Raw genomic sequence first — 23681 nt, forward strand, 5'->3', positions numbered from 1 at the left:
TCTAAGGATAAATCATGCCCATTCAGGTATTACCGCCACAACTTGCTAATCAGATTGCCGCTGGTGAAGTCGTTGAACGCCCGGCATCGGTGGTGAAAGAGCTGGTGGAAAATAGTCTGGATGCGGGCGCAACGCGCATTGATATCGATATCGAAAAAGGCGGCGCAAAGCTGATCCGCATTCGTGATAACGGTTGCGGCATTACTAAAGATGAGCTGGCGATGGCACTGGCGCGCCACGCCACCAGTAAGATCACGACGCTGGACGATCTTGAGGCGATTATCAGCCTCGGATTTCGTGGCGAGGCGCTGGCCAGTATCAGCTCGGTGTCGCGTCTGATCCTGACATCGCGAACGGAAGCGCAGAGCGAAGCCTGGCAAGCCTATGCCGAAGGGCGCGATCAGGCGGTGACCGTCAAACCGGCGGCGCACCCGGTAGGCACCACGCTGGAAGTGCTGGATTTGTTCTATAACACCCCGGCGCGCCGCAAATTCATGCGCACCGAAAAAACCGAATTTACCCATATTGATGAAGTGATCCGGCGTATCGCGCTGGCACGCTTTGATGTGGCGATCTCCCTCACCCACAACGGAAAGCTGGTGCGTCAGTATCGCGGCGTCAGTGATAGTACGCAGCGTGAGCGCCGTGTGGCAGCCATCTGCGGCACCGCTTTTATGACTCACGCCCTTACCATTGAATGGCAGCACGGCGATCTGAGTTTACGCGGTTGGGTGGCTGACCCGGTGGGGTCAAAAGCGCTGACGGAATTACAATATTGCTATGTTAACGGCCGCATGATGCGTGACCGTTTGATCAATCACGCTATCCGTCAGGCCTATCAGGACAAACTGGGGGAGCAGCATCAGCCTGCTTATGTCCTGTATCTGGAAATTGACCCGCATCAGGTGGATGTCAACGTACATCCGGCGAAGCATGAGGTGCGTTTTCATCAGTCGCGCCTGGTGCATGACTTTATTTATCAAGGCGTGGTGAGTGTATTACAGGAAACCGGTGCTGAAACACTGCCTGAAATGTCCTCTGCCTCTGCCGAACGTTGGCAGCCGGAAAACCGCCAGGCGGCAGGGGGGAATCATTTTGCTGAACCTGCGCCGGCGACGCCACCGCGTGCTGCCCCGGCGGGAAATACCGGGAGCGGCGGCAATAGCTGGCAGCGGCAGGAGCCGCAGTATCAGAAACGTGAAGGTGCCGTCTATCAGCAACTATTGAACACCCCGGCACGCAGTGAAGAGCCGAGCCCCGTGGCGGTCGCCGCAAAAGAAGACAAACCGGCACCGTTGAGCGGGCATGTGCACAGCTTTGGGCGAGTGCTGACGGTAGTACGTGAACAGTATGCGCTGGTTGACGGAACATCGGGTGTGGCATTAATCGCGCTGGCAGTGGCAGAGCGCTGGCTGAAACAGACACAGCTGGAGCCCGGTAGCGAGGGGTTGAAACCTCAGCCGCTATTGATTCCGGTCCGATTGAAGCTGGAGAAGGCAGAGCGCGAGGCAGGTAACCGAAATGCTGCCTTATTGAGCGAGATGGGCATTGACCTGCTGTTTGACGCTCATCATGTGATGTTACGCGCCGTGCCTTTACCATTACGCCAACAAAATTTACAAAACTTGATTCCAGAAATGTTAGGGTATCTGGCCCGGCAGCAAGATGCTTCAGCGAGCCAGACAGCGCAGTGGTTAGCGCGCCAGTCGGTTTCTGAACATCAGCACTGGAATCACTCGCAGGCGATTACCTTGCTGGCTGAAGTCGAACGACTTTGCCCGCAGTTAGTGAAGTCGCCACCTTCTGGATTATTGCAATACATCGATATTGAATCGGCGATGAACGCCCTGAAGCATGAGTGAACAATCCATGGCTGGCCTGCCTAAGGCAATATTTTTGATGGGGCCTACGGCCTCCGGTAAAACCTCTCTGGCAATTGCATTGCGTCAGGCGTTACCGGTAGAGCTGATTAGTGTTGATTCAGCGCTGATCTACCGCGGGATGGATATTGGTACCGCCAAGCCATCCGCAGAAGAACTTGCGCTCGCGCCCCATCATTTGCTGGACATACGCGATCCGTCTGAGGCCTATTCGGCCGCAGAATTTCGGCGCGATGCACTGGCCGAAATGGCGGAAATTACCCGGCGGGGAAATATTCCGTTGCTTGTTGGAGGCACCATGCTCTATTACAAGGCGTTACTGGAAGGATTATCGCCGTTGCCCTCGGCCGATCCAGAGGTACGTCAGCGTATTGAGCAGATGGCGAACGAAGAAGGCTGGGAAGCCCTTCATCGCCAGTTATGTGATGTAGATCCCGTTGCTGGAAGTCGTATTCATCCGAATGATCCCCAGAGACTCTCGCGAGCACTGGAAGTTTTTTTTATTTCGGGTAAAACTTTAACGGAACTGACAAAAACGTCGGGCGATCCCCTGCCATATGATGTCTCACAGTTTGCTATCGCACCGGCGAGCCGTGAACTGATTCATCAGCGTATTGAGCAGCGGTATCATCAGATGCTGGCGTCAGGATTTGAAGCGGAAGCTCGGGCGCTTTTTGCCCGAGGTGATTTGCATACGGACATGCCTTCCATTCGTTGTGTTGGTTATCGCCAGATGTGGTCATTTTTATCCGGTGAAATTGATTACGATGACATGGTTTATCGGGGAATTTGCGCAACCCGGCAGTTGGCGAAACGACAGATGACCTGGTTACGCGGCTGGAAGGAAGTTCACTGGCTTGACAGCGAACAGCCCGATGTTGCATACGACAGAGTGTTACAGGTTCTTAGTGCGAAGCCTGGGTGATTGTGTACAATTGGTGCGTTATCTTGCGCAAATTTTTTACGTCGTATTTCGAACCCTATGGTTCTTAAGTTACAAACAACAAGCATATAAGGAAAAGATAGAATGGCTAAGGGGCAATCATTGCAAGATCCGTTCTTGAACGCACTGCGTCGCGAACGTGTTCCGGTTTCGATTTATTTGGTAAATGGCATCAAACTTCAGGGCCAGATCGAGTCGTTTGATCAATTTGTTATTCTTTTGAAAAACACGGTTAGCCAGATGGTGTACAAGCACGCGATCTCTACCGTTGTTCCGTCCCGCCCGGTCTCCCACCATAGCAACAATGCAGGTGGCGGAAGCAGCAACTATCATCATAGCGGAAGTAACCAGGGGGCAGCTTCTCAGCCTCAGCAAGACAGTGATGACGCTGAATAAGTAGCGTGGCTGTCCCTCCAAGACGGGGAGTCTTTTGATCGCGGTTCCCCGTCCTGGCAATATTTTTATGGCAACGAATCTAACGCCTGGCTTCCTTATTGCGCTTAAGACATTAAGTGAATCCATGCAAAAAACGCCGTTTAGTGAGCTGAACGCGCATTTTGAATCTGGTTTTGACGCAGTATGGCCAACGCGCAGCAGGTTTAACAAAGTATCGAGAGGTTTTCAGTTTGTTTGACCGTTATGATGCCGGTGAGCAGGCCGTACTGGTGCACATCTATTTCTCGCAAGACAGAGATACAGAAGATTTACAGGAGTTTGAAACTCTGGTGTCTTCTGCTGGCGTAGAAGCGCTGCGTGTCGTTACAGGCAGCCGCAAGGCGCCACACCCCAAATATTTTGTCGGTGAAGGAAAGGCTGTAGAAATTGCCGATGCGGTAAAAGAGAGCGGTGCCTCCGTGGTGCTGTTCGATCACGCCTTGAGTCCGGCACAGGAGCGAAACCTGGAAGCCCTGTGTGAGTGCCGCGTCATTGACCGCACCGGACTGATCCTGGATATCTTCGCCCAACGCGCCCGAACCCATGAAGGTAAATTGCAGGTTGAGCTGGCGCAGCTGCGTCACCTTGCCACGCGACTGGTTCGCGGTTGGACGCACCTTGAACGCCAGAAAGGCGGTATTGGTCTACGCGGCCCGGGTGAAACCCAGTTAGAAACCGACCGTCGTTTACTGCGTAACCGTATTACGCTGATTCTTTCCCGTCTTGAACGCGTCTCTAAGCAGCGCGAGCAGGGCAGGCAGGCCCGTAACAAGGCCGATGTCCCAACCGTTTCGCTGGTGGGATACACCAACGCCGGTAAGTCCACATTATTCAATCGCCTGACCACCTCCGAGGTGTATGTGGCTGACCAACTGTTTGCCACCCTCGACCCGACGTTACGTCGTGTTGATGTGGTTGATGTGGGCGAAGTGGTACTGGCCGATACCGTGGGTTTTATTCGCCATCTGCCCCATGATCTGGTGGCGGCGTTTAAAGCCACGTTGCAGGAAACCCGTGAGGCGACGCTGTTGCTGCACGTGATTGATGCAGCGGATGCCCGGCTTGATGACAACATCGAAGCGGTCAACGTGGTGTTGGAAGAAATTGAATCCGATGAAATCCCCAGCCTGCTGGTGATGAATAAAATCGATATGCTGGATGATTTTGTTCCGCGTATCGACCGTGATGAAGAAAACCTGCCCATCCGTGTCTGGCTTTCAGCCCAGACGGGGGAAGGAATTCCACTGTTATTCCAGGCGCTGACTGAGCGCCTGGCCGGTGAAATCGCGCAGTATGATTTACGCCTGCCGCCAGCAGCTGGGCGGTTACGTAGCCGCTTTTACCAGTTGCAGGCGATAGAGAAAGAGTGGAATGAAGACGATGGTAGCGTAGGGTTACATGTGCGCATGCCAATCGTTGACTGGCGTCGCCTGTGTAAACAGGAACCCTCGCTGGTCGATTATATTGTTTAACTGATGTTGCCTGACACGTGTATCCCGGCCTGGGATACCACCGCACACACAATTAATGGAGTATAAACATGGCGTGGAATCAGCCCGGGAATAACGGACAGGACCGCGACCCGTGGGGAAGCAGCAATAACCAAGGCGGCAACTCTGGGGGAAATAAAGGAGGGCGCGATAAGGGGCCTCCTGATTTAGATGATATCTTCCGTAAGCTGAGCAATAAGCTCGGTGGCCTGGGCGGTGGTAAAAAAGGCGGTGACGGCAACGGCAGTGGCCAGCGCAAACCCGGCAATGCCGGACGTCTGGTCGGTATCGTGGCGGTAGCAGCAGTGGTTATCTGGGCTGCCAGCGGCTTCTATACCATCAAAGAGGCCGAGCGCGGCGTGGTAACACGCTTCGGGAAGTTCAGTCATCTGGTCGAGCCGGGTCTGAACTGGAAACCGACCTTCGTTGATCAGGTGCGTGCGGTGAACGTGGAGGCGGTGCGTGAGCTGTCGGCTTCCGGCACCATGCTGACCTCTGATGAAAACGTTGTGCGCGTTGAGATGAACGTGCAGTACCGCGTGACCAACCCGGAACGTTATCTGTTTGCTGTGACCAGCGCTGATGACAGCCTGCGTCAGGCAACCGACAGCGCCCTGCGTGGCGTTATCGGTCGTTCAACCATGGACCGTATTCTGACCGAAGGCCGTACCGTGGTGCGTAGCGAAACCCAGCGTGAGCTGGAAGAAACTGTGCGTCCGTACGATATGGGTATTACCCTTCTGGACGTCAACTTCCAGACAGCGCGTCCGCCGGAAGATGTGAAAGCCTCCTTCGATGATGCGATTGCTGCACGTGAAAACCGTGAGCAGGCTGTTCGTGAAGCGGAAGCTTACGCTAATGACAAACTGCCACGTGCACGTGGTGATGCACAGGGGATTCTGGAACAGGCTCGTGCCTACAAATCTCGTGTCACACTGGAAGCCCAGGGTGAAGTCGACAGCTTCGCGCGTATTCTGCCGGAGTACAAAGCGGCACCGCAGATTACCCGTGAACGTCTGTATATCGAAACCATGGAGCGCGTGCTGGGCCATACCCGCAAGGTGCTGGTTAACGATAAAGGCAGCAATCTGATGGTATTGCCACTGGATCAGCTGATGCGTGGCCAGGGCGGTGCATCTGCCAGTGGTCAGGATGGAAGCGGCGGTCTGCTGCGTCTGCCACCGGCATCAGGCAGTAACGAGCGCGCCAGCGGCAGTTCGTCGTTCAGTCCGGACGACATTATGGATCAGCGCCGGGTGAATGCTCAGCGTAACGATACCCAGCGCGAAGGGAGAGAGTAAGCGATGCGTAAGCCATTAATCGTACTATTGATTGTTGTGCTGGTGGTGCTGTACGCGTCACTGTTTGTTGTGCAGGAAGGCCAGCGTGGCATTGTGATGCGCTTCGGTAAAGTACTGCGCGATTCTGAAAATAAACCTCTGGTCTACGCGCCAGGCCTGCACTTCAAGATCCCGTTCCTGGAATCTGTGAAGTCACTTGATGCGCGTATTCAGACGATGGACAACCAGGCCGATCGCTTCGTCACTAAAGAGAAGAAAGACCTGATCGTTGATTCCTACATCAAATGGCGTGTCAGCGACTTTAGCCGTTACTACCTCGCCACCGGCGGTGGTGATGTCTCTCAGGCCGAAGTGCTGCTGAAACGTAAGTTCAGTGACCGTCTGCGTTCTGAGATTGGTCGTCTGGATGTCAAAGACATCGTGACTGACTCTCGTGGCCGTCTGACGACTGATGTACGTGATGCGCTGAACACCGGTAGTGCAGGCCAGGATGATGAAGTGGCAACGCCAGCCGCCGATGATGCGATTGCATCTGTAGCGAAACGCGTTGAAAGCGAGACGAACAGCAACGAACCGGCTATCAACCCGAACAGTATGGCGGCGTTGGGTATCCAGGTGGTTGATGTGCGCATCAAGCAGATTAACCTGCCAACGGAAGTGTCTGACGCTATCTATGCACGTATGCGTGCCGAGCGTGAATCTGTTGCCCGTAGCCAGCGTGCTCAGGGTGCAGAAGAAGCCGCGAAGGTCAGAGCTCAGGCAGATTATGAAGTGGAACGTACACTGGCTGAAGCGCGCCGTCAGGCTCTGATTACTCAGGGTGAAGGCGATGCGGAAGTGGCGAAACTGTTTGCTGATTCGTTCAGCCAGGATCCTGACTTCTATGCCTTTATCCGTAGCCTGCGTGCTTACGAAAACAGCTTCAAGAGCAATCAGGATGTCATGGTGCTCAGTCCGGATAGCGACTTCTTCCGCTTTATGAAGAGCCCGTCTACCACGACGCGCTAATCCGCTGATAGTGCACTCTAAGGGCCGGAAATTCCGGCCCTTTTTTTATGTTTCTTTTAATGGCAAAGACAGTGAGTGAATAACATGAACGCAACAGTGTGGATGGCGCTGGGGTTAGTGCTGGTATTTGAGGGATTAGGCCCGATGCTGTATCCGCGCCTCTGGCGGCGGATGATCATCACCATGGCGCGGATGCCGGATGGCCTGCTGCGGCGAGTCGGGGGTGGTCTGGTGGTTGCCGGTGCGGTGATCTACTACATGGTGAGCCGGGGTAATGGTGGTTAAGTGTGTCGCGTACTGTAATCCCGCCGCACAAAGTGCTAACTGGTAAAAAAGTACGCAATCGTATGCTAAAACTGCTGAAAGAGGGAAATGACGATGGTAGAATCCTTTTTTAAGCAATCGGTGATTTTGAAAAATGGGTAAGAACGTCGTCGTACTGGGCACCCAATGGGGTGACGAAGGTAAAGGTAAGATAGTTGACCTCCTGACAGAACGTGCAAAATACGTTGTGCGCTACCAGGGAGGCCATAACGCTGGCCATACGCTAGTCATCAACGGTGAGAAAACCGTCCTCCACTTAATTCCATCTGGCATCCTGCGTGAGAACGTCACCAGCATCATCGGCAACGGTGTTGTGCTGTCTCCTGCTGCGCTGATGAAAGAGATGAAAGGTCTGGAAGATCGCGGCTTCCCGGTACGCGAGCGTCTGTTCATTTCTGAAGCCTGCCCACTGATCCTTGAGTATCATGTGGCGCTGGACGTTGCTCGCGAAAAAGCGCGCGGCGCGAAAGCCATCGGCACCACCGGTCGTGGTATCGGCCCGGCTTATGAAGATAAAGTGGCTCGCCGTGGTCTGCGTGTTGGCGACCTCTTCAACAAAGAAACCTTCGCTGCAAAGCTGAAAGAAGTCATGGAATTCCATAACTTCCAGCTGGTGAACTACTACAAAGTTGAAGCGGTAGACTACGACAAAGTGCTGGCGGATACCCTGGCGATTGCCGATATCCTGACTGGCATGGTGGTTGACGTTTCCGAACTGCTGGACGGTGCGCGTAAGCGTGGCGATCTGATCATGTTCGAAGGCGCGCAGGGCACACTGCTGGATATCGACCACGGTACTTATCCGTATGTAACCTCGTCTAACACCACCGCAGGTGGCGTAGCAACGGGTTCAGGCATTGGTCCACGTTACGTTGACTATGTGCTGGGTATCGTGAAAGCGTACTCCACTCGTGTGGGTGCTGGCCCGTTCCCGACTGAACTGTTTGACGAAACCGGCGAGTTCCTGTGCAAGCAGGGGAACGAGTTCGGTGCCACAACGGGGCGTCGTCGTCGTACTGGCTGGCTGGATGCGGTTGCCGTGCGCCGTGCGGTTCAGATCAACTCCCTTTCTGGCTTCTGCATGACCAAACTGGACGTGCTGGATGGCCTGAAAGAAGTGAAAATCTGTGTTGCTTACCGTATGCCAGATGGCCGCGAAGTCACTACCACCCCGCTGGCAGCAGAGGGTTGGGAAGGCATTGAGCCCATCTATGAAACCATGCCAGGCTGGTCGGAGACGACGTTTGGTGTGAAAACGCTGGAAGGTCTGCCGCAGGCAGCGCTTGACTACATCAAGCGCGTTGAAGACGTAACCGGAGTGCCGATTGATATTATTTCTACCGGCCCGGATCGTAGCGAAACCATGATTCTGCGCGACCCGTTTGACGCATAATTCCGTTTCAGGCCGGGCATTGCCCGGCCAGCTTTTATTTAGTACCGGTTTCCTGCCGTTCCCTTCTGCCGTTCTCACCTTAAATAAAATGGCCCGGCTAGCCGTGGCTGGTTTATTATCATTGTTAACCATACAAATTCTTGAGCGGATCACAACTTCATATGCGGTTGTATCTCTGAGGTTACCGTGCAGCTAACCAGTTTCACCGATTACGGTTTACGTGCGCTGATCTATCTCGCTTCGCTACCCGCAGGCCAGATGACCAGTATCAGTGAGGTGACTGACACCTACGGTGTGTCACGTAATCATATGGTCAAAATTATCAATCACCTTAGTCGTGCCGGGTACATTGCAGCAGTGCGTGGCAAAAATGGCGGTATCCGTTTGGGTAAACCCGCCGAAGATATTGTGATTGGTCAGGTGGTACGCGCGCTGGAACCCCTGCAGTTGGTGAACTGTCACAGTGACTTTTGTCACATCACCTCAGCCTGCCGCCTGAAAAAAGCGCTGCATGATGCCGTACAGAGTTTTCTGCACGAGCTTGATCAATACACCCTGGCCGACCTGGTTGAAAACAACAATCCGCTCTACCAAATTTTGCTGAGTGAAAGACCTTCACTGAGCAGCTGACAACGGAGGAACCTCGATGTCACACGATCCCTTTCAGGAACGAGAAGCTGAAAAGTACGAAAACCCTATTCCAAGCCGCGAGTTCATTCTTGCCCACCTGGACAAACGTGAAAAACCGGCCAGCCGTGAAGAGCTGGCAGAAGAATTAGCGATAAGCGGAGAAGAGCAGACTGAAGCGCTGCGTCGTCGCCTGCGCGCCATGGAGCGTGACGGGCAGTTAGTGTTTACCCGCCGCCAGTGCTACGCGCTGCCGGAACGCCTGGACCTGTTAAAAGGTAAAGTCATCGGTCACCGCGATGGCTTCGGCTTCTTACGCATTGAAGGCAGCAAAGATGACCTTTATCTCTCTGCCGAACAGATGAAAATGTGCATGCACGGGGACATGATCCTCGCGCAGGCCATGGGCGCTGACCGTAAAGGTCGCCGCGAAGCACGCGTGGTTCGCGTGGTTGAACCGCGTAACGCCCAAATTGTTGGCCGCTACTTCACTGACTCCGGTGTAGGTTTTGTGGTGCCGGATGACAGCCGTCTGAGCTTCGACATCCTGATCCCGGCTGAAGAGCTGATGGGTGCTCGCATGGGCTTTGTGGTGGTGGTGGAGCTGACTCAGCGTCCCACCCGTCGTAGCAAAGCCGTGGGTAAAGTCGTTGAAGTGCTCGGCGACAATATGGGCACCAGCATGGCCGTCGATATGGCGCTGCGCACCCATGATATTCCGCATGAATGGCCGGAAGCGCTGGAAAAACAGATTGCTCATCTGAGCGAAGAAGTGCCGGAAGATGCCAAACAGGGCCGCGTTGATCTGCGCGATCTGCCGCTGGTGACCATCGATGGCGAAGACGCACGTGACTTTGATGACGCCGTTTTCTGTGAACGTAAACGCGGCGGCGGCTGGCGTCTGTGGGTAGCGATCGCCGACGTGAGCTACTACGTGCGTCCTGGCACCCCGCTGGACGATGAAGCGGTTAACCGTGGTACTTCGGTGTACTTCCCGTCTCAGGTGGTGCCAATGCTGCCGGAAGTGCTGTCCAACGGCCTGTGTTCCCTGAACCCGGAAGTGGACCGTCTGTGTATGGTGTGCGAGATGACCATCTCCTCCACCGGTAAGCTGACCGGCTATAAGCACTACGAAGCGGTGATGAACTCCTTCGCGCGTCTGACGTACAACAAAGTGTGGAACATTCTCCAGGGGCATCAGGAACTGCGCCAGCAGTATGAGCCGCTGGTAAAAGACCTCGAAGAGCTGCACCGCATGTACCTGGCGCTGGAAAAATCGCGTGAACAGCGTGGCGGTATCTCGTTTGAAACCGATGAAGCGAAATTTATCTTCAATGCCGATCGTCGTATTGAACGCGTGGAGCAGGTTTCTCGTAACGATGCGCACAAGCTGATTGAAGAGTGCATGATCTTAGCGAACATTGCCTCGGCGCGTTACGTTGAGAAAAACAACGAGCCAGCGCTGTTCCGCGATCACGACCGTCCAGGCGATGAAAGCATCAAGAGCTTCCGCTCCGTGCTGAATGAACTGGGCCTGACGCTGCCGGGTGGCGATAAGCCGCAGCCGGTCGATTACTCAGCGCTGCTGAGCCAGATCGCAGGTCGTCAGGATCACGAGATGCTGCAAACCATGCTGCTGCGTTCGATGAAGCAGGCGGTTTATGACCCGGAAAACCGTGGCCACTTTGGCCTGGCGCTGGCGTCCTATGCGCACTTTACGTCGCCTATTCGTCGTTACCCTGATCTGCTGTTACACCGTGCCATCAAGTATCTGCTGGCGAAAGAAGCAGGCACCTTGCAGGGCAATACCACCCCAACGGGCGGATTCCACTACGAGATGCCGCAGATGCTGCAACTGGGCCAGCACTGTTCGCTGACAGAGCGCCGCGCGGATGAAGCGACCCGTGATGTTGCGGACTGGCTGAAGTGTGACTTTATGCAGGATCAGGTCGGGGAAACCTTTACTGGCGTGATCTCCAGCGTGACCGGGTTTGGCTTCTTTGTACGTCTGACTGACCTGTTTATCGACGGTCTGGTTCATGTGTCTACCCTGGATAATGACTACTATCGCTTTGATGCGATAGGTCAGCGTCTGATCGGTGAATCCGGCGGCCGTACCTATCGCCTCGGCGACACGGTGGAAGTGCGTGTTGATGCGGTGCATATGGACGAACGTAAGATCGACTTCGCCCTGATCTCAAGCAGCCGTAAACCGCGTGGCGAAGGGAAAACCGAACGCGAACGCGAAAAACGTGCGGCACCGAAGAACAGCGGCAACCGCCGTCGTGCACCGCGCAAAGGGGCCAACTTTGAGCCGGACAGCGCTTTCCGTCCGGCCAAAGCCGCTGACGGTGCTGCTCCCGCCGCTGCGAAAGAGAAAAAACCGCGTAAGCCATCGGATAAAACCCGTAAAATCGGTGCTGCCACTCGTGCGAAGCGGGCGAAGAAAACCGACGGCGCATAACCGCATCCGGGCGACGCGTGCGTCGCCCCTACAGCGTAGGGGTCAGGCATGCCTGACCCGCACACGCGCAAATAACGAACTACTGAGTCAATGAAATGAGTGAAATTGTTTTTGGTATCCACGCCGTACAGGCGCTGCTCGACAGCGATCCACAGCGTTTCCAGGAAGTGTTTATCCTGAAAGGGCGTGACGATCGCCGGTTGCAGACGCTGGTTAAAGCGCTGGAAGCGCAGGGCATCGTTATTCAGGTCGCGAGCAAGCAGGTACTGGATAGCAAATCAGAAGGCGCTGTTCACCAAGGGATCATTGCCCGTGTGAAACCAGGGCGTCAATATCAGGAAGGCGATCTGCCGGATCTGCTGGCCAGTCTGGACAGTCCGTTCCTGCTGATTCTTGATGGCGTGACCGACCCGCATAACCTCGGCGCCTGCATGCGCAGCGCGGATGCAGCAGGTGTGCATGCGATCATTCTGCCAAAAGACCGTTCAGCCCAGCTGAATGCCACGGCGAAAAAAGTCGCCAGCGGCGCGGCAGAACATATCCCGCTGATCCGAGTCACCAACCTGGCGCGCACCATGCGTGTGTTGCAGGAAGCAAATGTGTGGATTGTGGGCACCGCAGGTGAAGCTGACCATACGCTGTACCAGAGCAAAATGACCGGCCCAATGGCGCTGGTGATGGGTGCAGAAGGGGAAGGCATGCGTCGTCTGACGCGTGAGCACTGTGATGAGTTGATTAGCATTCCGATGGCGGGCAGCGTCTCTTCGCTCAACGTCTCGGTTGCCACGGGTGTTTGCCTGTTTGAAGCGGTGCGTCAGCGCAGCGCGAAATAACTGTCCGGGGCGTGTTCGCGCCCCGATATTCTCTGATATTCCCCGATTACTTCACGCCACTGTCAGTTATACCTGCCCCATAGAAAATCGCACTGGCGTACCACAGACCCGGTGCCACCGTCTCATTGACCAGCAGCACTTGATAGTAACGCGCGCCGGCGGCATTGGCTTTCGCTGCCAGTGCCCGCACGGCATCATCCGGCGATCCCCGCACGGTCACGCTGGCACTACCGAGGCGTGGCAACGTGGCACTTTGCGCACGGTTGATCTCTACCGCCTGTGCGCCAGGCGGCGGGGGAGGCTGCGGCGTACTTTTCAGCACGCTACAGCCGCTTAACAACAGGGCGAACACGACAGCGGTTATCAGGCGCATAGTCATCATCTCAACAAGATACCGACAATCAGTGTACGCCAGTTTATGACTTGACGTTAAACACCTGTACCAGTTCGTTAAGGTGATGTCCCTTACGGCTCAGCTCCTGCGCGGTCTGCTCAGAATGTATCACCAGTTCGCTGTTCTGATGCGTGGCCTGGCCAATCTGCGCCATCGCAATATTAACATGACCTATGCCAGTCGATTGCTCGTGTGAGGCCACGTTAATCTCACTCATTAATGCCTTAACCTGATCAATGCGCCCGGTAATGTTATCCATCGCCTGGCGGGTTTGTTCAGACAGGTCGTGCCCCTGCACCACTTTACGCAATGAGTCGGCAATCAGATGGTCAATCTCTTTGGCCGCATGCGCACTGCGTTGTGCCAATGCCCGTACTTCGGCAGCGACCACCGCGAAGCCTTTCCCGTTTTCTCCGGCACGCGCCGCTTCTACCGCTGCATTCAGGGCGAGAATATTGGTCTGGAAAGCAATCGACTCGATCACCTGGGTGATATCTGCAATGCCCTGTGATGCCGTCTTGATATCGGACATGGTGACTACCGACTGGCCAACGGTGGCTGAACCTTTGCTAACTGCCTCGGCTGCTTCACCAACCAGGCGCAGTGCCTGAGTGACATTCCCGGCGTTCTGTTCCACCGTGGCGCCAAGCTGCTCCATACTCGCGGACGTTTCCTCAACGCTGCTGGCCTGGCGGGTAATCTGCTCGCTGATGTTACTGCTGCTGGTCACAATAGCTTCGGTTCCGCTGGCGATCTCATCGGCAGCGTGACGTACCTGAGCGACAACGCGTTCCAGCCCGTCGCCGATGCCGTTAATCGCCACGATCAACTGTCCCACTTCGTCCTGGCGGCGGGTGCTCAATGTCGCCAGTAAATTACCGGCCGCATACTCTCGCGCCAGTGTGATCACCTGTTGGAGTGGCTGGCTCAGCCAGCGGCGAGTAATCCAGACGAACAGCACGGCAAACAACCCCACCAATGCGGCACCGATCAGCAGAAACAGATTCCGTGTCTGCTGAACAGGTGCCAGCAGGCTGGCCTTGTCAACGTCACCTACCACGACCCAATTCCATTCCGGTAAATATTGCCAGGCGAGGATTCGCTCCTTCCCGTTATCGTCAGTGGTTTCCAGTGTTCCTCGAGGCTGGCTTAACAGCTGCTGCCGGGCCTCCTGCGGCAGATCCGGCATTTTACCTTCAAGGGAAGAGTGGAACAGATAGTGGCCATTCAGTTTCCCCGGTGCACGGTTTAGCACGTAAAAAAATCCACTGTCGCCGAGATGCTTCGCCAGCACTTTTTGGCGGATGACTGCATACTGTTTCGTGATATCCACACCGACAAACAGGATGGCAATCACCCGGCCAGCGTCATCACGTACCGGCTGGTACTGGGTGATGTAGCGCTTGCCAAACAGCAGGGCGACACCGCGAAAAATCTCGCCTTTCTGTATCGGTTGCCAGGCGGGGCTGCTATGGTCAAGCCGGGTGCCGATAGCACGTTCACCATCCTCTTTACGCAAGGAGGTGGAGATGCGGATAAATTCGTCGTCCTGGGTACGGACGAAAATAGTGGCGATAGCGCCAGTACGTTCCTGGAAATCATCCACCAGCACCTGATCAAGGTTCAGTGTGCGCAGCCCGGCACGCAGAGTGGGTGTCTGCTGTTCACCGACGGCGATGTGCTGTGATTCATCCAGCGAAAAGCGCTTCGGCAGGAAGCTCTGGAATAATCCGGTGTAGTTGCTGACTTCTTCAGCCAGGGTGGTGTTAAACATGCTGGCCATATCGCCGATGCCATCCACCTGGTTATCCATATCGGCCAGTGTCAGGGTATGGACTTGTTTTGCTGCATTGTGGCTCAGGGTCAGGGTTAAAATAATAAACAGCACTGCCACGGTCAGCGAGGTCAGTACCGAAAGTTTTACGCCCAGACTCCATGTCTTGAGAGAGAGACGTTTCATCGTTATGCCTTAAATCGTTAGGGTCTTACACGAGTTAACGGCAGGGGATGGGTAAAATTTACCCTATAAACTCAGTGGGAATTCGGCGTAGTTTATTGTGAGATATATCACATTAGTGCTCTTTTACTGTTAATCCCTAAAGCGGCGCTATGTTCCTGAAAAAAGAGCGTGCCGTGATGAATTTGACAAGGAGATGTAATGATTGAAGTCAACACAGAAATTTTCGCCAATATCGAATGTTTACATGCCTGTCCGGCAGGAAAAATGCATGAACCGCTCCCCACGGTGCTGTTCTATCATGGCTACACCTCGTCAAAAGAGGTCTATTCCTACTTTGCTGTAGCGCTGGCGCAGGCGGGTTTCCGTGCCATTCTGCCCGATGCGGATATGCACGGGGCGCGTTACAACGGTGACGATGAGCGACGAGTGACTCACTTCTGGGAGATCCTGCGCAGCAATATTGACGAATTACCGGGTATTGAACGAGCGCTGCGTGAACAGAAACTCGTGGATGGCGCACGGCTGGCGGTCGCCGGAGCGTCGATGGGCGGGATGACTGTGCTGGGCGCACTGGCTCGCTACCCACAGCTGCGCAGCGCGGCCTGTATGATGGGATCAGGCTATTTCAGCCAACTGGCACAGACACTGTTTCCGCCGTTTGTTGCGCGTAGCCCGGATGAGCGAAAAACGCTGGCTGAACGGCTGGCGCCGTTGGCGGAATATGAGGTCAGTCATCAGCTCGAAAAACTGGCTAACCGGCCTCTGCTGGTGTGGCACGGTGAGGCGGATGATGTGGTTCCCGCCGCTGAAAGCGTCAGGCTGGAGAAAGCGTTACGTGAAAGCGGGCAAAATGCGAACCTGACCTTCCTGACGGAAAAAGGTATTGGGCACCGCATCACACCGCCTGCGCTGAGCGCCATGACGGCATTTTTTAAACATCATTTGTAATTTTTGGGGATGCGCGAAGAAAAAGACCGCCCCCAACCGTAGGGCGGGGCCTTCTTTTCTGGTTCCCCCGAAATACCCTGCTGAACACCAATCTTTACCTTGTGTTATCCCCTCCCCGCAAGTATGATTACGCGTCAATTTTTCAGCCGCATTCTCAGGTTGTGACCCGGCACTATTTGGTCACGGCTTATAACGTTCCTTGCTTCCATGGGCCGCGGTTGACCCCGACAGGAGGCTGAATAATCCGTAAGGAGCAAATTCGATGCGTCATTACGAAATCGTATTTATGGTTCACCCTGACCAAAGCGAACAGGTTCCTGGCATGATCGAGCGTTACTCTGCAACCATCACTGGTGCAGAAGGTACGATCCACCGCCTGGAAGACTGGGGCCGTCGTCAGCTGGCTTACCCGATCAACAAACTGCACAAAGCCCACTACGTTCTGCTGAACGTTGAAGCTCCGCAGGAAGCGATCGATGAGCTGGAAACTAACTTCCGCTTCAACGACGCCGTTATCCGCAGCATGGTTATGCGCGTTAAGCACGCGGTAACTGAAGCATCTCCGATGGTTAAAGCGAAAGATGAGCGTCGTGATCGTCGCGAAGATTTTGCTAATGAAACCTCTGATGATGCAGATGCTGGGGATTCTGAAGAGTAATTTCCGTGACGGCTAACCGACTGACGCTGTCTGGCACTGTGTGCAAGACGCCAATGCGAAAAGTCAGCCCGTCAGGAATTCCACACTGCCAGTTCGTGCTTGAGCATCGTTCAGAGCAGGTGGAAGCCGGTTTTAACCGGCAAGCCTGGTGCCGTATGCCGGTGATTATCAGCGGCAAAGCCCATCAGGCGATTACTCAAAGTATAACGGTCGGCACGCAGCTAACTGTTCAGGGTTTTATTTGCAGCCATCAAGGGCGCAACGGCCTGAACAAACTCGTACTGCATGCCGAGCAGATTGAATTGATAGATTCTGGAGACTAGCCAAATGGCACGTTATTTCCGTCGTCGCAAGTTCTGCCGTTTCACAGCGGAAGGCGTTCAAGAGATCGATTATAAAGATATCGCAACGCTGAAAAATTATGTCACTGAAAGCGGTAAGATCGTACCGAGCCGTATCACCGGTACTCGCGCAAAATACCAGCGTCAGCTGGCTCGTGCTATCAAGCGCGCGCGTTACCTGTCCCTGCTGCCGTACACTGATCGTCATCAGTAACGGCAACTGTCCATTAACGACTTTAAGAGGATAAGGTAATGCAAGTTATTCTGCTTGATAAAGTAGCAAACCTGGGCAGCCTGGGTGATCAGGTTAACGTTAAAGCGGGCTACGCTCGTAACTTCCTGGTACCACAGGGCAAAGCTGTTCCTGCTACTAAGAAAAACGTTGAATTCTTCGAAGTACGCCGTGCAGAACTGGAAGCCAAACTGGCTGACGTTCTGTCTGCAGCTAATGCACGTGCTGAGAAAATCAATGCACTGGGCACCGTTACCATCGCGTCTAAAGCAGGCGACGAAGGTAAACTGTTCGGTTCCATCGGTACCCGTGACATCGCTGACGCAGTAACTGCGGCTGGCGTTGAAGTGGCTAAGAGCGAAGTTCGTCTGCCGAACGGCGTTCTGCGTACTACCGGTGAGCACGAAGTGGACTTCCAGGTTCACAGCGAAGTCTTCGCTAAACTGACTGTAAACATCGTTGCTGAAGCTTAATCGGCCTTAGTATCGCATGAAAGAACGCCGCCCCTCGGGGCGGCGTTTTTGTTTTTGTGGCCTGAAATTTGGCTATTTTATTTGCCATTTTTGGCCCGGGCAGTGCTCACAATCCTCACGTACTGCGTGTACGCTCCGGTTGTTGCACGCTGTCCGTGCCAAAACTGGCTGCAACAATAACGCCAAATTCACAGGTAATCTTCATCATTAAATCAGTTTGCTTTTAAGAACGTCCCGTCGGGTTGTCGGATAAACAGTATCTCGCCATTCGCCCCTTCCAGCGTTAATCCCGTCACTATCGCCTGCGCATTCTGGCGGATTTTCACCGTCTGCCCCGCATGTAAGGTGCTGAGGGGTTTGTCATTGCCTTCTACCTGCGCCATCGCAAACACATCATTGACGGGCAGATTATTGTCGCGGAACAACTGCGCCAGCGTCTGACCGGGAGCAATAGTGTATTCACCCCAGGTTCCCTGATCATCCTGCTGCGGCGTAGCAGGCGTGGTAGGTGGCGCATCCGTGATTTCAGCCTGTAAAGGCACCTCGGTGGCGGACGAGCCACTCTGCATCGGCGTCACGGCTCGGTGTGGCGACGGTGCGGGCCACAGGAAGGCCAGCAGGATCACCAGTACAGCGGCAATAATCCCGCGCCGATGATGCGGTGGCAGCGGGTCCATCCAGCGAATCTGGTCTGGCAGGTGCCAGAGACGGTTGAACCATAATGGTAAGCGTGATGTGAGCGATGCATTAGGCATGGCCTCTTCCTCCTGACGCGAACCTCGCGCTATCGGTAAGCTTTTCATCAGCCATTGCTTAACTCTGGCAACAAAAAGCGGCTTTTTCCTTCGCCTGCGGGCAATCTGGCCCATTTAAACCTCTGAATACATGTGCTGAACCGAAACCCTTCATGCTCAGGATATCAATCCTGGGTAAGCGTAAAGTATAGGCTTAAGAGCCACAGTGGTGCTGAATTGTGATAGGCGGTATTGTTTCTGTTTCCCGGGGAAAAGTCACCAGTGGAAGATGGGATTTTACGCCTGTTGTCTGCGCTGTTATGCTTCGTCTTCGGTTTTATCAATGATGAAAGGAAAATCCATGACAACCCCTTCTTTTGACAGCGTTGAAGCGCAAGCAAGTTACGGTATCGGTTTACAGGTCGGTCAACAGTTGCAGGAATCTGGTTTGCAGGGTCTGCTGCCGGAAGCACTGCTGGCAGGTCTGCGCGATGCGCTGGAAGGGAATGCCCCGTCCGTTCCTGTTGATGTGGTTCACCGTGCCCTGCGTGAAGTTCACGAGCGCGCTGAAGCGGTCCGTCAGGAGCGTCAGAAGGCCATGGCAGTTGAAGGTCAGAAGTTCCTGGAAGATAACGCGCAGCGTGAAGGCGTCAGCAGCACCGAGACCGGTTTACAGTTCAGCGTTCTGACTCAGGGCGAGGGCGCAATCCCATCCCGTCAGGACCGTGTACGCGTACACTACACCGGTAAACTGATCGACGGCAGCGTGTTCGACAGCTCCGTACAGCGTGGCGAACCGGCTGAGTTCCCGGTAAGTGGCGTGATCCCTGGCTGGATCGAAGCACTGACTCTGATGCCAGTGGGTTCCAAATGGGAACTGGTGATCCCTCACAACCTCGCTTACGGCGAGCGCGGAGCGGGTGCATCCATCCCACCATTCAGCACCCTGGTGTTTGAAGTGGAACTGCTGGAAATTCTGTAAGTCCTGCGGCACGCCCGTCACTGACATGCGTCGGGCGTGCCTCGTTGTTACGGTTTTAACTGATACACCGCAAAACCAATCTCATCCGTTCCCACCTGCTTCATCGGATATTGCCCATGGCTGCGAATAAACGCAGCGGCTTTTTCTCCCGTTGCCGTTTCAAACCGAATATCCAGCGGTGTACTGCTGTGAATCGGTGCCAGTCGCCAGTTATTATCAGCCTGGGGTTTCACTTCTCCCTTTTCCTTTGTTTGCGCACCAATATAGGCCGCCAGCACCGCCCGGTTCTCATCCGGCGAAGCGAAAGCAATCTGTTTATCCCCGGTTCCGGCAAATTTCCCGCCATAAGCACGATAGTTATTGGTGGCGATCAGGAAGGTTGCCTTCGGGTCGATCGGTTTACCGTTAAACGTCAGATGGCGAATGCGTGAGGCCTGGTTATTGATCAAGCCGCACTCAGCGTCATAGCGTGCAGGCTGCGTAACGTCAATCTGGTAGTCCACCCCATCAATCACATCAAAGTTATAGGTGCGGAAATCCCAGTTGATCAGTGACTGCGGTTTGCTGCTATGAACATCAATCTGATTGAACTGCCCGGCAGAGCACTCCAGCCACTGTTTCACCTGTTCCCCGGTCGCCTTCACCACCACCAGCGTATTCGGATAGAGGTAGAGATCGGCGGCATTACGGAACGTAAGCTGCCCCTTATCCACCTCGACATAGCTGGCCGGATCGTTTTTACGGCCACCGGCTTTAAACGGTGCAGCGGCGGCCAGTACCGGCAGATGCGCAAGGTCAGGGTCACCCTGAATAAAGTGTTCGGTATAGGCGCGCTGGGCGTTATTGACGATCTGGACGGTCGGATCGTCTTGTACCAGCGACAAATAGCTGGCCATTACATCCGCTGATTTGCCGATGGGCTGGCTGACAAATTCCCGTGTGGCAGCATGATCGGCCGCCAGCACGCTGACCAGCGCTGGATCTTCGGGGGCCAGAGACTGCTTCGCGACTTTGTCATAAACCGGACGCGCTTCAGCACGTGCGCTGCTCACCTGCCAGCGGCCAGCGTCATTGTTCAGTACCAGATCGACCACGCCCAGGTGATCGCCCCACATGCCAGGCATCACGGCTGGAATGCCGTTCAGCGTTCCCCGGGAGATGTCTGCACCTTTGATATTGGCAAAGTCAGCACTGGGGAACACGGCGTGCGCGTGACCAAACATAATGGCATCAATGCCCGGCACCTGGCTTAAGTAGTAAACCGAGTTTTCAGCCAGTGCGTGATAAGGTTCGCTGGAGAGCCCGGAGTGAGGGATCGCAACAACAATATCCGCTCCCTCCTTGCGCATTTGCGGCACCCATTTCTTCGCCGTTGCTGTGATATCGTCAACGGTCACTTTGCCCGTCAGATTGGTTTTATCCCAGGTCATGATCTGCGGTGGCACGAAGCCGATATAGCCGACCTTCAGGGTATGTGTTTTGCCATCACGGTCGCGGACATCAACGGCCTTAATCAGATAAGGGGTAAACAGCGGCTTCCCGCTTTTGACGTCGATAACATTGGCATTGATATAAGGGAAGCGTGCGCCATGAATAGCCTTTTTCAGGTAGTCGAGGCCGTAGTTAAACTCATGATTACCCAGATTTCCGACGCTGTAATCGAGGGTATTCATCGCTTTATACACTGGATGCACATCGCCGTCCTTCAGGCCTTTGGCTGCGATATAGTCCCCCAGCGGACTGCCCTGAATCACATCGCCGTTATCGACTAGTACGCTATTGGTCACCTGCTGGCGTGCGCTGGCAATCAGTGAGGCGGTACGGACCAGACCGTATTTTTCAGTAGGCTGATCTTTGTAATAATCGAAATCCATCATATTACTGTGCAGGTCGGTTGTTTCCAGGAGGCGAAAATCAACTGTGGCGGCCGTCAGCGAATGGCTGACAAGCAAGGCGGTCAGCGTGAGGCAAGTCTTGAACATGTCTTTTCCCTTTATGTTCCGGATTAAACTTTCGTAACCCTCTCAGAATAGTGTGAAATTGTGTCGTGTCACGACAGGAAATTGTGATGACGATCGCGGATTTAGCCCTCCGGAGGGCGTGTGGCGCAGTACAGCCCCTGACGCGGGGCAATCTGGTCGAAAATGGCAGGAAAGCGTGTTCCCTCACAGCAGGTACGTTATGCTGTTGAAAACAAATAGCTAACCCAGTGCGTTACCCACGGTATAACGGCTCACAGAGTGAACTGCTATCCTCAATAGAGGGGCGTTAAGGTTTACACAGCGGTGGCCGTGATAACGCCAGGCAATCAGGAGGTGGACAGTGTTAGAACAAATTTGCCAGATGGCGCGTGAAGCAGGCGATGCAATTATGAGGGTCTATGATGGCGAGGCCCCGCTGGATGTGGCGCATAAATCGGATGACTCTCCGGTGACGGCGGCCGATATTGCCGCACATAAAGTGATCGTTGCCGGGCTGGCGGCCCTGACGCCGGATATCCCCGTACTGTCAGAAGAAGATCCGGCAGGTTGGGATGTGCGTCAGCACTGGCAGCAATACTGGCTGGTTGATCCGCTGGATGGCACCAAAGAATTTATCAAACGTAACGGTGAGTTCACGGTCAATATCGCACTGATCCAGCACGGAAAACCGGTGCTTGGCGTAGTGTATGCGCCAGTGTTAAAGGTGATGTACTCCGCTGAGCAGGGCAAAGCCTGGAAGGAAGAGGGTGACCATAAGGTGCAGATTCATGTGCAGGATGCACGCCCGCCGCTGGTGGTCATTAGCCGCTCTCATGCTAAGTCTGACGACGAATTGAAAGAGTACCTGGCGCAGATGGGTGAGCACCAGACCACGGCAATTGGATCATCGTTAAAATTCTGCCTGGTGGCGGAAGGGCAGGCGCAACTCTATCCACGCTTTGGACCAACAAATATTTGGGACACGGGCGCAGGTCACGCCGTCGCGCTGGCAGCAGGTGCTCATGTGACGGATTGGCAGGGTAAAACGCTGGATTACACCCCGCGTGAATCCTTCCTCAATCCGGGCTTCCGGGTATCGATCTATTGATTCACGGGATGCTGAAAGAAAGGCCGATCGGAAAAAAGGTCGGCCCCTTTAGAGGCTTTCGAATGTCACGGCGCTAATGTAACAACTCTCTTAACAGCCCTGTCACCGTTTTTACTTCATCCTGGGTCAGCGCACCTTCTTTAACAAAGCGTACCCGCGCATCTTTATCCAGCACCACAATGGCTGACCCCCCGCCCGCCAGTTGCCAGGCCTGATGGACTGCGCCATTGCTGTCGACGATAAACTGTGACCAGGGGAACTGCTGTTTATTGCTTTCAATGCTGCTGCGCACAAACATCCCGGTGCCGGGGATCGCATCGTCAGTATTCACAATGGTGGTGGTCTGGTAGTGGTCATGCGGGAATTTGGCGGCCTTAATCGCTTCTATCAGCGCGGCATTTTGTTCTTTTGCTGAAGATCGCCCGGCAATATGTTGGATCACCCGCACTTTTCCGGCCAGTTGTGCGCTGTTCCAGTTTTTGTAGCTAAACTTCTCTTCTTTGAACAGCAACTCGCCTTTATCTGCAACGCCCACTGCAGCTACGCGCTCGCCGACATGAAGGTTGTGCGCCGCCGTGGTGAAAGGCAGTAGCAGGCAAAGCAGCGCAGTGAAAATACGGATTCCTGTCATAGTCGCTCCTGTGAATGTAGTGGTCTGATCAGTAAGTCATCCTACTGAAATAATATGCGTGGATGATGCTGCTGTCGCATCGGGATAACATCTTTGCAACACACCGCACAAATCCCTGCGAATTGAAGGTTTATACTGTGTGTGTACGGTCAGGTAACAGAGAGTTCTGTCATGATGTGTAAACACAGTAAAAAAATTCAATTTTAGGAACATTGGAAGCAAACGATGTTCTATAGTACAGGCACTTTGCGTTTCACAGGTTCGTGCCGAGATTGGTAACGACGAGGCGTAGTTACTCTTCAGGAGTTGAACAAGAATGAAGATCTTCCAGCGATATAACCCACTACAGGTCGCTAAATACGTAAAAACGCTGTTCCGTGGGCGGCTGTATATCAAAGATGTCGGCGCGTTTGAGTTTGATAAAGGCAAGATCCTTATCCCGCGCGTCAAAGATAAGCAGCATTACAGCGTGATGTCGGAAGTTAACCGACAGGTCCTCAGATTACAGACCGAATTTAACTGACAAAAAAAGGCGCTGAAAGCGCCTTTTTTGTGTCTTGC

Annotated in this window: 24 protein-coding genes; 19 read left to right on the forward strand and 5 right to left on the reverse strand. The window is 54.3% G+C overall.

The window, feature by feature from the left end; genetic code table 11:
• Positions 1 to 14 precede the first annotated feature (14 nt).
• The 11 genes from mutL to rlmB all read left to right on the forward strand — a co-directional run bounded on the left by mutL (position 15) and on the right by rlmB (position 12698).
• Positions 15 to 1862 (forward strand): DNA mismatch repair endonuclease MutL, encoded by a 1848-nt coding sequence (gene mutL, locus FVB43_RS16455; protein ID WP_159336794.1) that lies wholly within the window; start codon positions 15 to 17, stop codon positions 1860 to 1862.
• Positions 1855 to 2805, forward strand: a complete 951-nt coding sequence (gene miaA, locus FVB43_RS16460; RefSeq protein WP_167864323.1) for a tRNA (adenosine(37)-N6)-dimethylallyltransferase MiaA — start codon at positions 1855 to 1857, stop codon at positions 2803 to 2805. Before mutL ends, miaA begins: the two co-directional genes overlap by 8 nt.
• A gap of 102 nt (positions 2806 to 2907) precedes the next feature.
• Complete coding sequence (gene hfq / locus FVB43_RS16465; RefSeq protein WP_062745674.1) at positions 2908 to 3219, forward strand: RNA chaperone Hfq; 312 nt, start codon at positions 2908 to 2910, stop codon at positions 3217 to 3219.
• Between the two features lie 230 nt (positions 3220 to 3449).
• Positions 3450 to 4730 (forward strand): ribosome rescue GTPase HflX, encoded by a 1281-nt coding sequence (gene hflX / locus FVB43_RS16470; RefSeq protein ID WP_133842557.1) that lies wholly within the window; start codon positions 3450 to 3452, stop codon positions 4728 to 4730.
• 68 nt (positions 4731 to 4798) lie between these two features.
• Positions 4799 to 6049 carry an FtsH protease activity modulator HflK gene (gene hflK / locus FVB43_RS16475; protein ID WP_133842556.1) on the forward strand — a complete coding sequence of 417 codons (1251 nt, stop codon included), beginning with the start codon at positions 4799 to 4801 and terminating at the stop codon, positions 6047 to 6049.
• Between the two features lie 3 nt (positions 6050 to 6052).
• Positions 6053 to 7057 carry a protease modulator HflC gene (hflC, locus tag FVB43_RS16480; RefSeq protein WP_133842555.1) on the forward strand — a complete coding sequence of 335 codons (1005 nt, stop codon included), beginning with the start codon at positions 6053 to 6055 and terminating at the stop codon, positions 7055 to 7057.
• An 84-nt stretch (positions 7058 to 7141) separates the two neighbouring features.
• Positions 7142 to 7342: a DUF2065 domain-containing protein gene (locus FVB43_RS16485; protein WP_133842554.1), complete on the forward strand. Its 201-nt coding sequence runs from the start codon at positions 7142 to 7144 to the stop codon at positions 7340 to 7342.
• Between the two features lie 133 nt (positions 7343 to 7475).
• On the forward strand, positions 7476 to 8774 hold the full coding sequence (locus tag FVB43_RS16490; RefSeq protein ID WP_133842553.1) for an adenylosuccinate synthase: 1299 nt from the start codon (positions 7476 to 7478) through the stop codon (positions 8772 to 8774).
• Between the two features lie 186 nt (positions 8775 to 8960).
• The gene (gene nsrR, locus FVB43_RS16495) at positions 8961 to 9404 is read left to right on the forward strand and encodes a nitric oxide-sensing transcriptional repressor NsrR (RefSeq protein WP_133842552.1); all 444 of its coding nucleotides are present in this window, start codon (positions 8961 to 8963) and stop codon (positions 9402 to 9404) included.
• Positions 9405 to 9420: 16 nt separating this feature from the next.
• Entirely contained in the window at positions 9421 to 11865 is a 2445-nt protein-coding gene (gene rnr / locus FVB43_RS16500; RefSeq protein ID WP_133842551.1) for a ribonuclease R, read from the forward strand.
• A 95-nt stretch (positions 11866 to 11960) separates the two neighbouring features.
• Complete coding sequence (gene rlmB / locus FVB43_RS16505; RefSeq protein ID WP_062745656.1) at positions 11961 to 12698, forward strand: 23S rRNA (guanosine(2251)-2'-O)-methyltransferase RlmB; 738 nt, start codon at positions 11961 to 11963, stop codon at positions 12696 to 12698.
• 46 nt (positions 12699 to 12744) lie between these two features.
• On the opposite strand, the gene bsmA is transcribed toward rlmB, so the two are convergent.
• Together bsmA and FVB43_RS16515 are read right to left on the reverse strand one after the other, a co-directional pair.
• Entirely contained in the window at positions 12745 to 13071 is a 327-nt protein-coding gene (bsmA, locus tag FVB43_RS16510; RefSeq protein WP_167864324.1) for a biofilm peroxide resistance protein BsmA, read from the reverse strand.
• A gap of 43 nt (positions 13072 to 13114) precedes the next feature.
• The gene (locus FVB43_RS16515) at positions 13115 to 15052 is read right to left on the reverse strand and encodes a methyl-accepting chemotaxis protein (RefSeq protein WP_133842549.1); all 1938 of its coding nucleotides are present in this window, start codon (positions 15050 to 15052) and stop codon (positions 13115 to 13117) included.
• Positions 15053 to 15250: 198 nt separating this feature from the next.
• On the opposite strand from FVB43_RS16515, the gene yjfP reads away from it, so the two are divergent.
• The 5 genes from yjfP (at position 15251) to rplI (ending at position 17704) form a co-directional block, all read left to right on the forward strand.
• Positions 15251 to 16000 (forward strand): esterase, encoded by a 750-nt coding sequence (gene yjfP, locus FVB43_RS16520; RefSeq protein WP_167864325.1) that lies wholly within the window; start codon positions 15251 to 15253, stop codon positions 15998 to 16000.
• Between the two features lie 262 nt (positions 16001 to 16262).
• Entirely contained in the window at positions 16263 to 16658 is a 396-nt protein-coding gene (rpsF, locus tag FVB43_RS16525) for a 30S ribosomal protein S6 (protein ID WP_034891402.1), read from the forward strand.
• Positions 16659 to 16663: 5 nt separating this feature from the next.
• Positions 16664 to 16981, forward strand: a complete 318-nt coding sequence (priB, locus tag FVB43_RS16530) for a primosomal replication protein N (RefSeq protein ID WP_159336799.1) — start codon at positions 16664 to 16666, stop codon at positions 16979 to 16981.
• Positions 16982 to 16985: 4 nt separating this feature from the next.
• The gene (rpsR, locus tag FVB43_RS16535) at positions 16986 to 17213 is read left to right on the forward strand and encodes a 30S ribosomal protein S18 (RefSeq protein ID WP_062745644.1); all 228 of its coding nucleotides are present in this window, start codon (positions 16986 to 16988) and stop codon (positions 17211 to 17213) included.
• Between the two features lie 38 nt (positions 17214 to 17251).
• The gene (gene rplI, locus FVB43_RS16540; RefSeq protein WP_133842546.1) at positions 17252 to 17704 is read left to right on the forward strand and encodes a 50S ribosomal protein L9; all 453 of its coding nucleotides are present in this window, start codon (positions 17252 to 17254) and stop codon (positions 17702 to 17704) included.
• 212 nt (positions 17705 to 17916) lie between these two features.
• Here the strand turns inward: rplI and FVB43_RS16545 are convergent, their stop codons facing one another.
• Positions 17917 to 18573 (reverse strand): OapA family protein, encoded by a 657-nt coding sequence (locus FVB43_RS16545; RefSeq protein WP_422718032.1) that lies wholly within the window; start codon positions 18571 to 18573, stop codon positions 17917 to 17919.
• A gap of 226 nt (positions 18574 to 18799) precedes the next feature.
• On the opposite strand from FVB43_RS16545, the gene fklB reads away from it, so the two are divergent.
• Complete coding sequence (gene fklB, locus FVB43_RS16550) at positions 18800 to 19420, forward strand: BamJ family beta-barrel-assembly machinery protein (protein ID WP_133842544.1); 621 nt, start codon at positions 18800 to 18802, stop codon at positions 19418 to 19420.
• A 47-nt stretch (positions 19421 to 19467) separates the two neighbouring features.
• Here fklB and FVB43_RS16555 read toward each other — a convergent pair whose 3' ends face one another.
• On the reverse strand, positions 19468 to 21402 hold the full coding sequence (locus tag FVB43_RS16555; RefSeq protein ID WP_167864327.1) for a bifunctional 2',3'-cyclic-nucleotide 2'-phosphodiesterase/3'-nucleotidase: 1935 nt from the start codon (positions 21400 to 21402) through the stop codon (positions 19468 to 19470).
• Between the two features lie 340 nt (positions 21403 to 21742).
• Between FVB43_RS16555 and cysQ the strand changes: the two genes are divergently transcribed.
• Positions 21743 to 22489 (forward strand): 3'(2'),5'-bisphosphate nucleotidase CysQ, encoded by a 747-nt coding sequence (gene cysQ, locus FVB43_RS16560; protein WP_167864328.1) that lies wholly within the window; start codon positions 21743 to 21745, stop codon positions 22487 to 22489.
• 73 nt (positions 22490 to 22562) lie between these two features.
• On the opposite strand, the gene FVB43_RS16565 is transcribed toward cysQ, so the two are convergent.
• Positions 22563 to 23120: a YtfJ family protein gene (locus FVB43_RS16565; protein ID WP_167864329.1), complete on the reverse strand. Its 558-nt coding sequence runs from the start codon at positions 23118 to 23120 to the stop codon at positions 22563 to 22565.
• Positions 23121 to 23436: 316 nt separating this feature from the next.
• Between FVB43_RS16565 and FVB43_RS16570 the strand changes: the two genes are divergently transcribed.
• The gene (locus FVB43_RS16570; protein WP_133842540.1) at positions 23437 to 23643 is read left to right on the forward strand and encodes a DUF1107 domain-containing protein; all 207 of its coding nucleotides are present in this window, start codon (positions 23437 to 23439) and stop codon (positions 23641 to 23643) included.
• Positions 23644 to 23681: the final 38 nt, after the last annotated feature.

This window comes from Erwinia rhapontici, assembly GCF_012271765.1.
GTDB classification, from domain to species: domain Bacteria; phylum Pseudomonadota; class Gammaproteobacteria; order Enterobacterales; family Enterobacteriaceae; genus Erwinia; species Erwinia rhapontici.

Coding starts and splice junctions, on each gene's coding strand:
- mutL (WP_159336794.1), top strand. CDS start 15: ATGCCCATTCAGGTATTACCGCCACAACTTGCTAATCAGATTGCCGCT.
- miaA (WP_167864323.1), top strand. CDS start 1,855: ATGAGTGAACAATCCATGGCTGGCCTGCCTAAGGCAATATTTTTGATG.
- hfq (WP_062745674.1), top strand. CDS start 2,908: ATGGCTAAGGGGCAATCATTGCAAGATCCGTTCTTGAACGCACTGCGT.
- hflK (WP_133842556.1), top strand. CDS start 4,799: ATGGCGTGGAATCAGCCCGGGAATAACGGACAGGACCGCGACCCGTGG.
- hflC (WP_133842555.1), top strand. CDS start 6,053: ATGCGTAAGCCATTAATCGTACTATTGATTGTTGTGCTGGTGGTGCTG.
- FVB43_RS16485 (WP_133842554.1), top strand. CDS start 7,142: ATGAACGCAACAGTGTGGATGGCGCTGGGGTTAGTGCTGGTATTTGAG.
- FVB43_RS16490 (WP_133842553.1), top strand. CDS start 7,476: ATGGGTAAGAACGTCGTCGTACTGGGCACCCAATGGGGTGACGAAGGT.
- rnr (WP_133842551.1), top strand. CDS start 9,421: ATGTCACACGATCCCTTTCAGGAACGAGAAGCTGAAAAGTACGAAAAC.
- rlmB (WP_062745656.1), top strand. CDS start 11,961: ATGAGTGAAATTGTTTTTGGTATCCACGCCGTACAGGCGCTGCTCGAC.
- bsmA (WP_167864324.1), bottom strand. CDS start 13,071: ATGCGCCTGATAACCGCTGTCGTGTTCGCCCTGTTGTTAAGCGGCTGT.
- FVB43_RS16515 (WP_133842549.1), bottom strand. CDS start 15,052: ATGAAACGTCTCTCTCTCAAGACATGGAGTCTGGGCGTAAAACTTTCG.
- yjfP (WP_167864325.1), top strand. CDS start 15,251: ATGATTGAAGTCAACACAGAAATTTTCGCCAATATCGAATGTTTACAT.
- rpsF (WP_034891402.1), top strand. CDS start 16,263: ATGCGTCATTACGAAATCGTATTTATGGTTCACCCTGACCAAAGCGAA.
- rpsR (WP_062745644.1), top strand. CDS start 16,986: ATGGCACGTTATTTCCGTCGTCGCAAGTTCTGCCGTTTCACAGCGGAA.
- rplI (WP_133842546.1), top strand. CDS start 17,252: ATGCAAGTTATTCTGCTTGATAAAGTAGCAAACCTGGGCAGCCTGGGT.
- FVB43_RS16545 (WP_422718032.1), bottom strand. CDS start 18,573: ATGGGCCAGATTGCCCGCAGGCGAAGGAAAAAGCCGCTTTTTGTTGCC.
- fklB (WP_133842544.1), top strand. CDS start 18,800: ATGACAACCCCTTCTTTTGACAGCGTTGAAGCGCAAGCAAGTTACGGT.
- FVB43_RS16555 (WP_167864327.1), bottom strand. CDS start 21,402: ATGTTCAAGACTTGCCTCACGCTGACCGCCTTGCTTGTCAGCCATTCG.
- FVB43_RS16565 (WP_167864329.1), bottom strand. CDS start 23,120: ATGACAGGAATCCGTATTTTCACTGCGCTGCTTTGCCTGCTACTGCCT.
- FVB43_RS16570 (WP_133842540.1), top strand. CDS start 23,437: ATGAAGATCTTCCAGCGATATAACCCACTACAGGTCGCTAAATACGTA.